The sequence below is a fragment of the Bradyrhizobium sp. LTSP885 genome (assembly GCF_000938305.1).
In the GTDB taxonomy this organism is placed as follows: domain Bacteria; phylum Pseudomonadota; class Alphaproteobacteria; order Rhizobiales; family Xanthobacteraceae; genus Bradyrhizobium.
Map to the genome: position 1 here is coordinate 136,936 of NZ_JYMT01000043.1, position 12,543 is coordinate 149,478.

The 12,543-nt window shown below is 62.6% G+C and carries 13 protein-coding genes; 5 read left to right on the top strand and 8 right to left on the bottom strand.

Going from position 1 to position 12,543, the window contains the following annotated elements; translation table 11 throughout:
* Positions 1-4 precede the first annotated feature (4 nt).
* The 5 genes from UP09_RS34605 to UP09_RS34625 all read right to left on the bottom strand — a co-directional run bounded on the left by UP09_RS34605 (position 5) and on the right by UP09_RS34625 (position 4,471).
* On the bottom strand, positions 5-1,174 hold the full coding sequence (locus UP09_RS34605) for a cytochrome P450 (protein WP_044542890.1): 1,170 nt from the start codon (positions 1,172-1,174) through the stop codon (positions 5-7).
* A gap of 85 nt (positions 1,175-1,259) precedes the next feature.
* Positions 1,260-1,991: a haloacid dehalogenase type II gene (locus tag UP09_RS34610; protein ID WP_044542892.1), complete on the bottom strand. Its 732-nt coding sequence runs from the start codon at positions 1,989-1,991 to the stop codon at positions 1,260-1,262.
* Positions 1,992-2,223: 232 nt separating this feature from the next.
* Positions 2,224-3,021, bottom strand: a complete 798-nt coding sequence (locus tag UP09_RS34615) for a helix-turn-helix transcriptional regulator (protein ID WP_044542893.1) — start codon at positions 3,019-3,021, stop codon at positions 2,224-2,226.
* A gap of 69 nt (positions 3,022-3,090) precedes the next feature.
* Positions 3,091-3,453: a nuclear transport factor 2 family protein gene (locus tag UP09_RS34620; protein ID WP_044542894.1), complete on the bottom strand. Its 363-nt coding sequence runs from the start codon at positions 3,451-3,453 to the stop codon at positions 3,091-3,093.
* A gap of 109 nt (positions 3,454-3,562) precedes the next feature.
* A complete protein-coding gene (locus tag UP09_RS34625) occupies positions 3,563-4,471 on the bottom strand; it encodes a LysR family transcriptional regulator (protein ID WP_044542895.1) in 909 nt (302 codons plus the stop codon).
* Positions 4,472-4,578: 107 nt separating this feature from the next.
* Here UP09_RS34625 and UP09_RS34630 point away from each other — a divergent pair, with 107 nt between their 5' ends.
* Positions 4,579-5,646 (top strand): aromatic ring-hydroxylating dioxygenase subunit alpha, encoded by a 1,068-nt coding sequence (locus UP09_RS34630; protein WP_044542896.1) that lies wholly within the window; start codon positions 4,579-4,581, stop codon positions 5,644-5,646.
* Between the two features lie 80 nt (positions 5,647-5,726).
* Here the strand turns inward: UP09_RS34630 and UP09_RS34635 are convergent, their stop codons facing one another.
* Both UP09_RS34635 and UP09_RS34640 read right to left on the bottom strand, forming a co-directional pair.
* Positions 5,727-6,077: a RidA family protein gene (locus UP09_RS34635; RefSeq protein ID WP_044542897.1), complete on the bottom strand. Its 351-nt coding sequence runs from the start codon at positions 6,075-6,077 to the stop codon at positions 5,727-5,729.
* A gap of 194 nt (positions 6,078-6,271) precedes the next feature.
* Positions 6,272-7,723, bottom strand: coding sequence for a CDGSH iron-sulfur domain-containing protein (locus UP09_RS34640; RefSeq protein WP_044542898.1), 1,452 nt, complete (start codon positions 7,721-7,723; stop codon positions 6,272-6,274).
* Between the two features lie 104 nt (positions 7,724-7,827).
* Between UP09_RS34640 and UP09_RS34645 the strand changes: the two genes are divergently transcribed.
* The 3 genes from UP09_RS34645 to UP09_RS34655 all read left to right on the top strand — a co-directional run bounded on the left by UP09_RS34645 (position 7,828) and on the right by UP09_RS34655 (position 9,925).
* Positions 7,828-8,181, top strand: a complete 354-nt coding sequence (locus tag UP09_RS34645; protein ID WP_044542899.1) for a winged helix-turn-helix transcriptional regulator — start codon at positions 7,828-7,830, stop codon at positions 8,179-8,181.
* 614 nt (positions 8,182-8,795) lie between these two features.
* Complete coding sequence (locus UP09_RS34650; protein WP_044542900.1) at positions 8,796-8,969, top strand: RNA polymerase sigma factor region1.1 domain-containing protein; 174 nt, start codon at positions 8,796-8,798, stop codon at positions 8,967-8,969.
* A gap of 245 nt (positions 8,970-9,214) precedes the next feature.
* Complete coding sequence (locus UP09_RS34655; RefSeq protein ID WP_156164932.1) at positions 9,215-9,925, top strand: hypothetical protein; 711 nt, start codon at positions 9,215-9,217, stop codon at positions 9,923-9,925.
* Positions 9,926-10,095: 170 nt separating this feature from the next.
* Here UP09_RS34655 and UP09_RS34660 read toward each other — a convergent pair whose 3' ends face one another.
* Positions 10,096-11,754, bottom strand: a complete 1,659-nt coding sequence (locus UP09_RS34660) for an FAD-binding dehydrogenase (RefSeq protein WP_044542902.1) — start codon at positions 11,752-11,754, stop codon at positions 10,096-10,098.
* 286 nt (positions 11,755-12,040) lie between these two features.
* Between UP09_RS34660 and UP09_RS34665 the strand changes: the two genes are divergently transcribed.
* The gene (locus UP09_RS34665; RefSeq protein ID WP_044542903.1) at positions 12,041-12,511 is read left to right on the top strand and encodes a hypothetical protein; all 471 of its coding nucleotides are present in this window, start codon (positions 12,041-12,043) and stop codon (positions 12,509-12,511) included.
* Positions 12,512-12,543: the final 32 nt, after the last annotated feature.

The following is a 12,543-nucleotide window of genomic DNA, read 5'->3' on the forward strand; positions in this document are numbered from 1 at the left end:
CGCCTTACGCGTCCCAGGTCACCGGCAGGTCCACCATTCCCCGGAACGCCCAGCCGCCGATCCGCGGCGGCTGATCCGCGATCAGCCGCAAGTTCTTCAGCCGCTTGAAGATCGCGGGCAGCGCGACGTCGGCGACCATGGCGCGGGAGGCCCAGGCGCCGGCGCAGAAATGCGGGCCGGCGCCGAATGCGATGCTCTTGCTCACGTCGCGGCGCACGTCGAACGCTTCAGGTCTTTCGAAATGCTTCTCGTCGCGGTTGGCCGAGCCGAACATCAGGAACACGCGCTCGTTGGGTTCGAACGCGATGTCTCTGATCGTCCAGGGCTTTGCGATCCGCCGCGGCGACATGCCGATCGGCGAGATCCAGCGGGCGTATTCCTCGAAGGTCTGCAGCCACGGGATCGCGCCGCTGGTTGCCAGCGCGAGCTGCTCCGGATGGGTGAGGAGCGCCCACACCGTGCCGGCGATGGCATCGCGCGGCTCGTTCTGGCCGCCGGAGATTGCAAGCTTGATGTTGGCGCGCACGCTGTCCATCGGCATGCCGGATTGCAGCATGACGCCGAGCAGGCTGAGGTCGGGTGTTTTGCTCAGCACCGGCACCATGTCGTCGATCGCGGCATCGATGCCCGAAGTCGCGGCGTGGCAGCGCGCTTCGATCGCGGGATCGCCGGTATAGTTGGCGATGCCGTCGATCATGCCCTGCGACCAGGCGTTCATGTCCTGGTAGCGCATGCTGGTGAGGCCGGTGATCGACTTCAGGCATTCCGCCGAGAACGGCAGCGCGAAGGCCTGCACGAAATCGACCACGCCGTCCGGTTTCAGCTCGTCGAGGATCCGCATTGCGTGTCCCTCGAACTGCGCTGTCCAGTGCGATCGTACGGTCTTGGGTGAAACCGCCGGAAAGATCGCCTTGCGCTCGTTCATGTGCGCATCGCCGTCCTTGCGCATCATGTTGTGGCCCATCAGCCGGTTCATCAACCCTTCGGGTTGGTGCGATGAGAACACGTCGATCTGCTTTTCCGAGACGAAGATGTCGTCGCGGCGGCACAGCAGGGTGCTGCCAAGCTGTGGGACGAAGGCAATCGGCGCCTCCTTCCGCATCCGCGCAAGCGCCGGGTAGGGGTCCTGCCAGAAGGCAGGTATGTCGATGTCGAAATGCGGCGCGGTGCTCACGGCTCGGCTCTCTTGTCCTGATGCAGGATAGGCGAGCGACCCACCGCTGTCTGTCCCCATGATTTGGGACAGCAAGCGGGCAAGCTCAGGCGACGGAATCCGCGCCCAATGCGTCGGCGAGCGCCGTGAAGCTGTCAGCGTAGATGTCAAACCAGCTCTCCGGCGCCACATCAGGCCTTGCATCGGGGCCAAATTCGAGCGGACGCGCGACGAATGCGGTGCGCATGCCGAAGTCTCGCGCGGCCCTCAGATCATATTTATGGCAGGCGACCATCATGATTTGATCCGGCCTGTAGCCGAGGAAATCGACCGTCAATTGGTAGACGGCCGGGGCGGGCTTGTAGCTCCTTGCCAACTCCGCTGTCAGGATCGCGTCGAACGGCAGGTTGGCATGCTTCGCGACGGCCACCACCGCCGCCATTCCGGCGTTAGACAATGTCGCCGTCGTAAACCGGCGACGCAGACGGGAAAGCCCTTCGACGGTATCAGGCCAGGCATCGAGCCTGGTCCAGACCAGGTTGAGCTCGTCGCGCTCCTGCCGGGTAAAAGCGCCGCCGAGGCTCCGCCGCTCCAGCAAGATGTCCAGCGCTTCACGATGGATCTGATCGACTCGCAGCCATGGCCGTTGTCCTGTTATCACCGCATCGAGTGTCACACGGTACAGGTCGCGCCATTCGGCCAGCAGCGTCGTCCAGTCGATCGCCAGTCCCTTGTCTCGATTGGCGGCCGCGCCTGCGCGCAGAACCGGCCCATAGAAGTCGACACAGGTGCCCTGCACATCGAATGCGAGCGCTCTAATATCTTTGCTGTCCTGAATTGCGTGACTGCTTGCACCTGCGACTGCCCCTTCAGTTCCTGCTCATCCGCGTGGCGACCGATCTCACAGGACTAGCAGCCGCATCTGGAAAGGACATGCTGTCGGGATGCAAAAGAAAGAGATGATGTAACAAGTGTCACAAGCAGTTCTGTCACTTTGTCACATCCAGACGTACGTGTCCGGATTGCTCCTCGTACCTGTGCGGCGGCGGAGTCCGCGAGACCGGCCTGCCTCAGTTCAGGCTGCGGGCCGATGCGATGAGGCGCAGTGCGATGGCGAACAGCTCGTTCTGCGAGGAGATGCCGAGCTTGTCATAGGCGCGCTTGCGGTAGGTGAGGGCGGAATGCAGCCCGATTCCGAGCTCGGCCGCGATCGCTTCGGAGCTGAGGCCGGAGAGGATGCGCAGGCACACCTCCTTCTCGCGTCCGGTCAGGATCGTGAACGGCTCGGCGGTTGCGAACAGGGCCTTCAGGCGGCCCATCGGATCGCTGTCCGGCACCGCGTCGCGCTGGAAGTGGCGCGCCACCGCCGCGCTCACCGCCGGCGCGACCGCGGTCAGGCGCTGGATCTGGTCGCGCGTGAAACGGCCCTGCTCAGTGATGCGGTAGAAATTCACATAGAAGCAGGTGTCGTCGACCCAGATCGCGGACGCGAACTTGTCGACGATGTCGGAATCGTCGAAGAACATCTTGCGATAGCTGTCGCTGTACATGCGGCGGGCAAAGGCCGGCAGCACGATCGGCGCTGTGCGCGCCTGCCCCTCGAACACGGCATCGCGGTTCGGGTCGGTCCGGTGGAAATGCTCGGAATAGGCGATGCCGAGGTCGCGGCCAGTCGGAATATTGCCGACGTCGAGCAGGCATGCGGCGGAGCGCGGGCCTGCGAACGAGAACACCATGCAGTGGCCGACATCGGCGACACGCCGCAGCGCGCCGATCAGCGCCTGCGGAAAGCCGTCGCGGCCGATCGCCAGCAGTGCCGGCGTGATGTCGCTGATAGCAGACGTCGTGAAGGCGGAATCGGCCTTCATGGTGTCCTCCCGATTTGTTCCGGGAACACTATCAGCGACATCGCCGGTGTGGAAGCGGCTGGCCGAAGCTCAGGCGCCCGGCAGCTGGTCGAGGAAGCCCGTGATGCTCCTGATGCGGCCGTCCTTCAGCACGGCGAAGTCGGTGCCCTTGATCGGGCTGTCGACGCCATCGGGGCCAAGGCCCCAGGAGAAGCGGACATGGTCGCCGTAACCATTGGGCTCGCCGATCAGCTTGAAGTGGAAGTCGGGAAACTTCTGCTGCACGCCCGCGATCAGCGCGTCGACGCCGTCATGGCCGTCGCCGCTCATCAGCGGGTCGAGATAACGTGCATCCGCGGTCCAGCTTTCGCTCAGCAGCTCGCGGCGCCGGCTCGGCGTCCGCTCGTTCCAGAGGTCGATATAGCTGCGGGCGATGCTGGCGTGGTCGGTCATTGTTCTCTCCTTCGATGGCGCCGGACTGTTCGGCTGTCACGACTATCGAAGGTTTGCCGGTGACGTTCGATTACCTCGCACGTCATGCTGCGCGTGATCACAACGCAGGCTACGGCTTGATATAGGCCTCGGGATCGCCGCGCGCGTGCGCCTCCATCGCGTCGAGGAAGCAGCGCGCCTTGGCCGGGACATATTGCCGCGCCGGCAGCAGCGCATGCACGTTCAAGGGTTCGCAGGCATGGTCGGGCAGCAGCCGCAGCAGCTGACCGGACGCGACTGCGGCGCGGGTATAACTCGCGGTCACCCGCAGCACGCCGTGGCCGGCGAGCGCCGCCTGCAGGCGGACATGCGCGTTCGAACTGGTAAGGCGCGCCTTGTCGACTGCGAGATGCTCGACCGCTCCGCCGGGCGCGGTGATCGCCCATGGTGGATCGCTGGGGCCGGTCAGCAGCGGCAACTTCCTCAATTCCTCCAGGGTGCGCGGTTCGCCGAATCTCTCCAGCAGCGAAGGCGCCGCGAACAGGCCGCGCTCGAGGGTGAAGACGCGGCGGATCACGATGCCGGCGGACGGCAGCGGCGCTTCCAGCATCGCAAACACGATGTCGTAATTCTCGGTGATCGGATTGACGATGTCGTGCTCGACATCGATCCGGATCGCGAGGTCCGGATAGCGGCTCATCACATCGCAGGCGACCGGACCGGCGTGATGCGCACCGAATTCGTAAGGCGCCTTGATGCGCAGCGTGCCGGCGACCGCGCTGCTCATCGCCAGCGCCTCGCTGTGGGTGTCGTGCAGCGCTGTGAACAGCGGGCGCACCTTGCGATAGATGGTTTCGCCTGAATCGGTCAGCCGCAAATGCCGCGTGGTGCGCTCGATCAGGCGCAGCCCGAGATTGGCCTCCAGTCGCTGCACCGCAGCACTGAGGCTCGATTTGGGATGCCCGAGCACGCGCGCGGCAGCCGTGAAGCCGCCATGCTCGACAACCTCGCAAAACAGCTCCCAGTCGCGCCACTCCATGGCTGATTGTCCATCCACCTGTACAGTGTGTCCAGCCAAATCGGGTTATCGGGATGACCGCGATCACCTAAAGCTCGTTGCAACGAATATTGCATCGGGAGGGTGACATGGCTGACGACGACGGAATTTTCCTGCGCAACGCCTGGTACGTGGCGGCGTGGAATCACGAGCTGATCGACGGCAAGAAGGTCGCGCGCACCATCCTGGAACGACCGATCGTGCTTTATCGAGGCGCAAGCGGGCAGGTCGTCGCGCTCGACGACCGCTGCTGCCATCGCGCCGCGCCGCTGTCGATGGGGCGGGTCGAGGGTGACGACATCAGGTGCATGTATCACGGCATGAAGTTCGCCGCCGATGGCAAGTGCATCCAGATTCCCGGCCAGGATGTCATTCCCGCCAAGCTCGGCGTGCGCAGCTATCCCGTGGTCGAGCGCTACAACATGATCTTCATCTGGACCGGTGATGCCGAGAAGGCCGATCCGAAGCTGATCCTCGACTATCCGCCGCTCGAAGATCCCCGGTGGCGGGGGCTGCCGGGCTACATGCACTACAAGGCCAATTGGCTGCTGATCGTCGATAATCTCAGCGACTTCGCCCATCTCGCCTTCGTGCACACCACCACGCTCGGCGGCTCCGAGGAATACGCCTACAAGACCAAGCCGGTTGCCATCGAGAAACTGGATGACGGTTTCCGTGTCGAGCGCTGGCACATGGGCGCCGAGCCGCCTCCGTACCACAAGAAGGTGATCTCGAATAAAACCGACACGATCGACCGCCGCAACGTCGGCCACATGAGGATTCCCGGTATCTTCACGCTCGACACGACGTTCGCGCCCGCAGGGCAGGGCGTCGAGAAGGGCGTCCAGGTCCCGGGCACGCGGCAGTACCGCAACGCGCAGTTCATGACGCCGGAGACGCGCTCGACCACGCATTTCTTCTGGAATTACCTGCACGATTTCGACATCGACAACCCGAACATCGCGCTGTCGCTGCGGCACTCCCTCGAGGAGGCCTTCAACGAGGACAAGGACATCATCGAGGCGCAGCAGAAGGTGCTCGACGCCGATCCGAACTACCAGCTGCTTGCGATTGGCGCCGACGCGCCGCTGACCTATTTCCGATGGCTGTTTGCGCGCAAGGTCGAGGCGGAGAAGAGCGCCGCGCGCGCTGCCTGAACAAGATTGTGTCAAACAAAATGGCGCGGAAGCCATCGGCTGCCGCGCCATTCTTTCAAGATGATCTGAAACGGTCGCGCTTACTTCGCCGCGACGACCATGATCTCGACATTGTATTGCGGGGCCGCCAGCTTGGCCTCGACGGTGGCGCGCGCCGGCGTGTTGCCTTGCGAGACCCAGCCGTCCCACGCCGCGTTCATCTCGGGGAAGGTCTTCATGTCGGTGATGTAGATCGTCGCGCTGAGGAGCTTCGACTTGTCGGTGCCGGCCTTCGCCAGGTGACCGTCGATGATCGACAGGATGTCCTTGGTCTGGTCGGTGACGCTGCCGCCGGCGGCCTTGCCGGCGACGACGCCGGCGAGATAGACGGTGTTGCCGTGCACGACGACCTGGCTCATGCGCGGGCCGGTTTCGAAACGCTGAATGCTCATTTAATTCTCCACTTGAATGGCCGGCACTCTCTAGCGCGTCAGGACGACCGCCGCCACTGCGCATTTTGCAAGCCGCTTCACGAAATCGATCGAAATTGCACCGAGGTCGCCTCGGCGCAATCGCGTTGTCAAAACCTGGTCCGAATGGCGGGAATTGCGCCGCGGCTCCAATCGCCGGAGGTGCTGCTTCCCGATCAGGCTGACGGATTCAGCGCACTGGCCCAGCGTGCGAACAGCGCCACCCGCTCGGCCGGCCAGGCGCCATCGCAGGGCATGGTGCCGGCCTGCAGCCGTGCCAGGATCTGCTCACCATGCCTGCTGACATCCTCTTCCTTCCAGAGGTCAAAGGCGAACAGCATCGAGTTGCGGTCCATCGGCCGGAACAGCGGCCGGATGTGCTGCTCGAACTGCACGTCTTCATCGGGGCCGGGCAATGCCGGATCAGCGTCGTTCGTGGTCTGTGCGTTGTCGGCGAGCGCGGATGGCCGCGTGCCTGGTGTCGCGTTGCAGACCCACCACCATCGCGGCACCGGCATGTTCGGCGGCGGCTTGGCGCCCGCCCCGGAATTCTCCATCGCGATCCGCGAACCCCATTCGATATAGGCGACGAAGGCGGCGCGGAATTCGGGATCGGACGGCAGCCCGGCATCGTCGGCGCTCTGCACCATGTAGGTCGCCCACAGCGCGCGCTGCACCGGCTGGATCTCCTTGCCGATGTGCTGCGAGACCATCCGCCGATAGCCGCCATAGCGCTCGGTGTAGAAGCGCGGGCCGCCGAACACCTCGCTGAGCCAGGCCGCGACCCGTTCAGGATGGTCCGGCGACATCTCCGCGAACAGCGGCCCGAGCAGCGGGTCCTCCGGCACGTAGCGGCTGTAGAAGATCCGCGTCATGTCGAGCAGCGCCGGATAGCCGCCGGCCCATTCGAACAGCGTCGGCTCGCGCAATGGATCGGGAACGGGATCGCGGAATTCGACATTCCAATGCATCCCGCTGCAGAACGGCTTGTTCAGCGACGAGCCGCAGCGGCACAGGCTGACATGCTCCTGCGACGCGCCCGCGTTCTGTACGAAGGGGACGCCGTCCTCATCGACCAGTTCGACATGCCCAGTGACGCGATAGGGGCCGTCCTTGGACACCTCGATCTGCGGCGGCCGGCTGACATCAGACAGGTTGGCATCGCGCGCGGGTCGGATGCCGATGCCAAGCGCGCCCGACGGGCATTTGCGCACCGCGTTGACGAGATCATCGAGCCGCGCGCCGCTCGGCGTGACGAAGGGCTCTTCGCCGAGATGAAACACCGATTTGAGACGGTCGGTGCAGAAGCCGGAATGCGCGCAGGTACCGCGGTTGTCTGATACGAACGCCTGCTGTCCTGCATAGACATCGAGCTTGTCGGGCACCCGCCGCGGATCCTTGGCGTCGGTGAAGCCGCGCCTGATGTGGCTGTCGTCGCAGAACGGTTTTGTCTGTGATTGCCCGCAGCGGCAGAGCCTGACCGGCGTCTCGGCTGCGATCGGCACACCGAGGTGATCGACGATCGCAATGCCGGGGTCTGGTTGGTAAGGCCCGTTGCGTGTGACGACGATGCGTGGGTGCGTCGTGCGCGCATCGCGCGCGGCCTCGGCGGAACTGTCTTCTGTCATGCCTTGTAATGATCCCTAAGTTCTCCCCAACCCGCGCAAGCGTGCTTAGATGGATCGATGGCGGCCCTCAACGAACCAGATGGAAAGTGCCGCGGGAGAGCGGGATGATACGCAAGACCAAGCGCAAATATGGTTGCCCGGTCGAATTCTCGATCGATCAGCTCAGCGGCAAATGGAAGACGGTGATCCTGAGCCGGCTAAAAATCCGCCCGATGCGTTATGGCGAATTGCGCCACGACATCCCGTCATTGAGCGACAAGGTCCTGACCGAGCGTCTGCGCGATCTCTGCAACGCCGGCTTCGTCAAGCACGAGCGCGCCGGCAGCAACTCGCGCTACAGCCTGACCAAGCGCGGCGAGATGCTGAAGCCGATGCTGCAGGCGCTGTACGATTGGGGCGAGGCCAACGCCGAACCGTTCGGCGTTCGCTTCCTCAGTGCGGAGGCGGATGAGAGGTGAGGGGAGATAAATTGAAATCAGGTTGGATCGGTCTGGCCGAAACCTCTGTGCACCCTCCTCCGCAAGCGCCGTCGCAGGAGCGCGTTGCCAAAATATCGAAAACAACCCCATGCAAAGTAGCCGGCGGTGGCCGGCGTTCGACCAGGCGACTGTTCGACCAGGCGACTTGACACGTCGGGCAACTCAGCGATATTCTTCTAATATTCCGAAATCGTGCAGGCGCCCGGAGAGGGGCAGCTCTTTCGCGGTTGCCATTCATGATCGGCGAGTTCGTAACGCACGGTTCGAGCCCCCAGTTTGGAAGCTTGCATCACATGGTCTGGCTAGACGCAACGCTCCGGGCAGGCCCCGGTTGGACGCTTACGGGGTAGAAGCGGACATCAGCCAGCCGACAATCTCGCTGAAACCGTCGAAAATGACTCTGAACAGAAGTCGGCTCGGTATCCGCCGTGTTCGGGAATGGTTCTGCAGTTGCCAATCTGTTCCGATGTGCGACCCGGGTACTGGCCTGTTCCCGAGCGTAGTGGCTTGGTTTTATTTCGTAGTGGCATGATTTGAAAAACCGACTCTCGAGCCCATGGGTAGAGGCAATGTCCTAAATTCAGGAGAGCTAGATGGATTGGTCAGAATTGGTCCGGAAAGCCGTCGAGTTGGGTGGAAAGACTTGCTTTGTGACCTTCGATCAAATCAACGATTTGATTGATCAGCCTGCGGAGGTCGATCCGAAAGACATCGAGGCCCTCATAATGGCACTGAGCGACAGAGGCATTGATCTCGTGAATGAGTAAGGCCGCCTCAGTTGGCGTTCTCTTTTATATCGAAACCGAGCGTGCGATGTCGCATGTTGGCTCGTTTGAGACACGCCGGCGCGGCCTCGGAATGTCCGTTTGCTTGAGTATACCGGAAGTCATCGGCGGACGAGCAAACCGACGCGAATTACCCTTAGCGGATCGCTCGATCTGGAAGGCTTGCGTAGGTCTCGACCTTCTCGGTATCGTGGCATAGGTTCCACCGGTCTACCTGGAAAGTGATTGTGAGAGTTCTGAGAAACCTGATCGACCATCGCCGCGTTTGGCGTGGCTTGCGGGATTATCCGATTTATTCTCCGCCTTTTCACGACAGTGAGCTCGTACTCGCGAAACGGGAGATCGAGACGAACTATGAGTACTTTCTGGAAAACAAAGCGCTTCGTCTGGAATACCTCGCCAAATATTTGAGAACGTTTTCGGTCGAGTTGCGCTTTTCCGCGGAAGTATTGTCCATACTCGACGCCTGGGTCTATCGCTACGGCGGCCACCTCGTTCCGGCCGGAGGTGATACTATAAGTGCATTGGCAGATTACGAACCTGCCTGGGCCGGAAAGTATCTTGGCCTCAACGTCGTGAATGATATCGCGATTTTTGCGGGCGATTACATCGTCTCGAAGAATCTTCGTACGCGATGGGACGTGTGGTTTGGCGACGGGACTCAGCGCGACTACGAAAAGCAAGGCTTTGGTCAACCATGCCTATTTGGCCTGAGCCACGTCTCCCGCCAAGGACCTCACTCCGTGCTTTGGGAAATATATCGATTCTGCGACGCTAGTCGTTTCAGAATACTTCATGGAAATGTCGTCGTTAGCCCATCGCACATGCCAAACGCGATGCTTCGTGTTCTGACCCATTTGGCAGATCCGGGCGCGCCACCTCCCGTTTCAGTTTCTTATGCATACTTAGACGATCCTAACTTTGTTATCGACGACTGAAACACCAACCGTTTCGATCGCGCCAAAGAAAGTATTCTGCTCGAACGCGGCGCATGACCGCTACTGGCCCATCGCGAACATACTGCGTTGCCCACCGCACTTGGTCGCTATAGGAGCAAAGCGGACGTAGTCACCAGTCACATGACGCCGCCGGTTTATAGGTACACCACCTACCCCACCGCCTTCGCCGCCGCGCGTCCGGCATTCCTTCCCGAGAACAGGCAGCCGCCCAGGAACGTGCCTTCCAGCGAGCGATAGCCGTGCACGCCGCCGCCGCCGAAGCCTGCCGCTTCGCCGGCCGCATACAGGCCGCGGATGATCTGGCGGTCATTGCCGAACACGCGCGTATCGAGATCGGTCTCGAAGCCGCCGAGCGTCTTGCGGGTCAGGATGTTGAGTTTCACCGCGATCAGCGGGCCGTGGTCGGGATCGAGGATGCGGTGCGGCTTGGCGGTGCGGATTAATCTATCGCCGATATAGCGGCGCGCATTGTGCATGTTCATCACCTGCGCGTCCTTGACGAAGGGGTTGGCGATCTCGCGATCTCGCGCCTCGATCTGCATCTTGATGTAATCGAGCTTCAAGAGATCGTTGCCGACCAGCGTGTTCATCGCACCGACGAGGTCGGCGAGATTGTCGCGCACGATGAAATCGGCGCCGTGCTGCTTGAACGCCTCCACGGGCGCCGGCGCGCCCTTGTTGGTGGCGCGCTTGATCGTCATGCGCCAGCTTTTTCCCGTCAGGTCGGGATTCTGCTCGGAGCCTGACAGCGCGAATTCCTTCTTGATGATGCTCTGGGTCAGGATGAACCAGGAATAATCGTAGCCGGTGCTCATGATGTGGTGCAGTTGCCCCAGCGTATCTGAGCCCGGGAACAGGGGCGCGGGGAAGCGCTTGCCTGATGCGTCGAACCACAGCGACGACGGCCCCGGCAGAATCCGGATGCCGTGCCGCGGCCAGATCGGGTTCCAGTTCTGGATGCCCTCGACGTAGTGCCACATCCGGTCGCGGTTGATCAGCCGTGCACCGGCGGCCTCGGTGATGCCGATCATGCGGCCGTCGACATGCTCGGGCACGCCTGAAATCATGAACTTCGGCGGCTCGCCGAGCCGCTTCGGCCAGTTCTGCCGCACCAGATCATGATTGCCGCCGATGCCGCCGGAGGCGACGATCACGGCTTGTGCGCGAAGGGAAAAATCGCCCACGACTTTACGCGAGGAGCTCTTGCCGCGCTCGACATCGGTCGGTTCCAGGATCGCGCCGCTGACGCCGTCGACGGCACCGTTGGTAATGTTGAGCGCATCGACGCGATGGCGGAACTTGAAGATCAGCCGGCCATTTTTGGCGGCCTCGCGCGCACGCCGCTCGAACGGCTCGACGATTCCGGGGCCGGTGCCCCAGGTCACGTGAAAGCGCGGCACCGAATTGCCGTGACCCATCGCGTCATAGCCGCCGCGTTCGGCCCAGCCGACCACCGGGAAGATGCGATGGCCCATCGCGCGCAGCCAGTCGCGTTTCTCGCCGGCGGCGAAGGCGACATAGGCCTCCGCCCATTGGCGCGGCCAGTGATCGTCGTCACGATCGAAGCCTGCGGTGCCCATCCAGTCCTGCATCGCCAGCTCGGCGGAATCCTTGATGCCGAGCCGCCGCTGCTCCGGCGAATCGACCAGGAACAATCCGCCGAACGACCAGAACGCCTGGCCGCCGAGGTTCTGTTCCCCTTCCTGGTCGAGCACGATGACGCGCTTGCCGGCGTCGGCGATCTCGGTCGCGGCGACAAGTCCCGCCAGTCCGCCGCCAACCACGATCACATCTGCATCGTCAGCCATTCCGATTCTCCCCCAGCCTCGGCGCGATTGAAGACCGCGTCATCGAGTGCGGTCAACGCCAAATGGCTCTTGATGGCCCTTGCCTGTGGCGGTGGCGCATCAAGCGGCTGCGACGGATTGTTCCAGTTTGGGACCTTGGAGTGAGCAACTGCAGCGCGCGCGCAACACCCAATTTGAATTTGTTTTGATCGGCTTCGCTTGGCTGGACAAAACTCCGGTCTGGCAACACGCTCACCTCCACTGCATCACCAAGACAAACAGATTCGGTTTCGACTGGGGCTGGCCAATGAAGTTGATGACGGGGTTGCTCGCTGCGGTTCTCCTGCTGGCGGGGATGGGGGCGTCTCACGCCGTGGTCAGGATCGCCGATGATCGCGGCGGTCGGATCGGAACCTATGTCGACAAATATCAGGGACTGCGCACGTCGGGCGAGACCGTGATCATCGACGGTCTGTGCGCCTCGGCCTGCACCATCGTGCTCGGCGCGGTCCCTCGCGATCGGATCTGCGTCACCTCGCACGCCAATCTCGGCTTCCACGCCGCCTGGGACTTCGGCGACAATGGCCGCGCCGTCACCAATCCCGAAGCAACCCAGATGCTCTATTCGATGTACCCGCCGGCGGTGCGCAGATGGATCAACGCGCGCGGCGGCCTGACGCCACACATGATCTTCCTGCGCGGCAAGCAGCTGCAGGCGCTCTACAAACCCTGCTATCTCGACGCCCAGGCCTCGGTGCTCAAGCCGGCCTCGCACTGAACAGCGCACCCTCCGCATGACGTGATCGGGCA

Excerpts from the sequence above, each read along its gene's own strand:
- UP09_RS34650 (WP_044542900.1), top strand. The coding sequence starts at position 8,796 with ATGGATTGGTCAGAATTGGTCCGGAAAGCCGTCGAGTTGGGTGGAAAG.
- UP09_RS34630 (WP_044542896.1), top strand. The coding sequence starts at position 4,579 with ATGGCTGACGACGACGGAATTTTCCTGCGCAACGCCTGGTACGTGGCG.
- UP09_RS34635 (WP_044542897.1), bottom strand. The coding sequence starts at position 6,077 with ATGAGCATTCAGCGTTTCGAAACCGGCCCGCGCATGAGCCAGGTCGTC.
- UP09_RS34665 (WP_044542903.1), top strand. The coding sequence starts at position 12,041 with ATGAAGTTGATGACGGGGTTGCTCGCTGCGGTTCTCCTGCTGGCGGGG.
- UP09_RS34640 (WP_044542898.1), bottom strand. The coding sequence starts at position 7,723 with ATGACAGAAGACAGTTCCGCCGAGGCCGCGCGCGATGCGCGCACGACG.
- UP09_RS34660 (WP_044542902.1), bottom strand. The coding sequence starts at position 11,754 with ATGGCTGACGATGCAGATGTGATCGTGGTTGGCGGCGGACTGGCGGGA.
- UP09_RS34645 (WP_044542899.1), top strand. The coding sequence starts at position 7,828 with ATGATACGCAAGACCAAGCGCAAATATGGTTGCCCGGTCGAATTCTCG.
- UP09_RS34625 (WP_044542895.1), bottom strand. The coding sequence starts at position 4,471 with ATGGAGTGGCGCGACTGGGAGCTGTTTTGCGAGGTTGTCGAGCATGGC.
- UP09_RS34620 (WP_044542894.1), bottom strand. The coding sequence starts at position 3,453 with ATGACCGACCACGCCAGCATCGCCCGCAGCTATATCGACCTCTGGAAC.
- UP09_RS34615 (WP_044542893.1), bottom strand. The coding sequence starts at position 3,021 with ATGAAGGCCGATTCCGCCTTCACGACGTCTGCTATCAGCGACATCACG.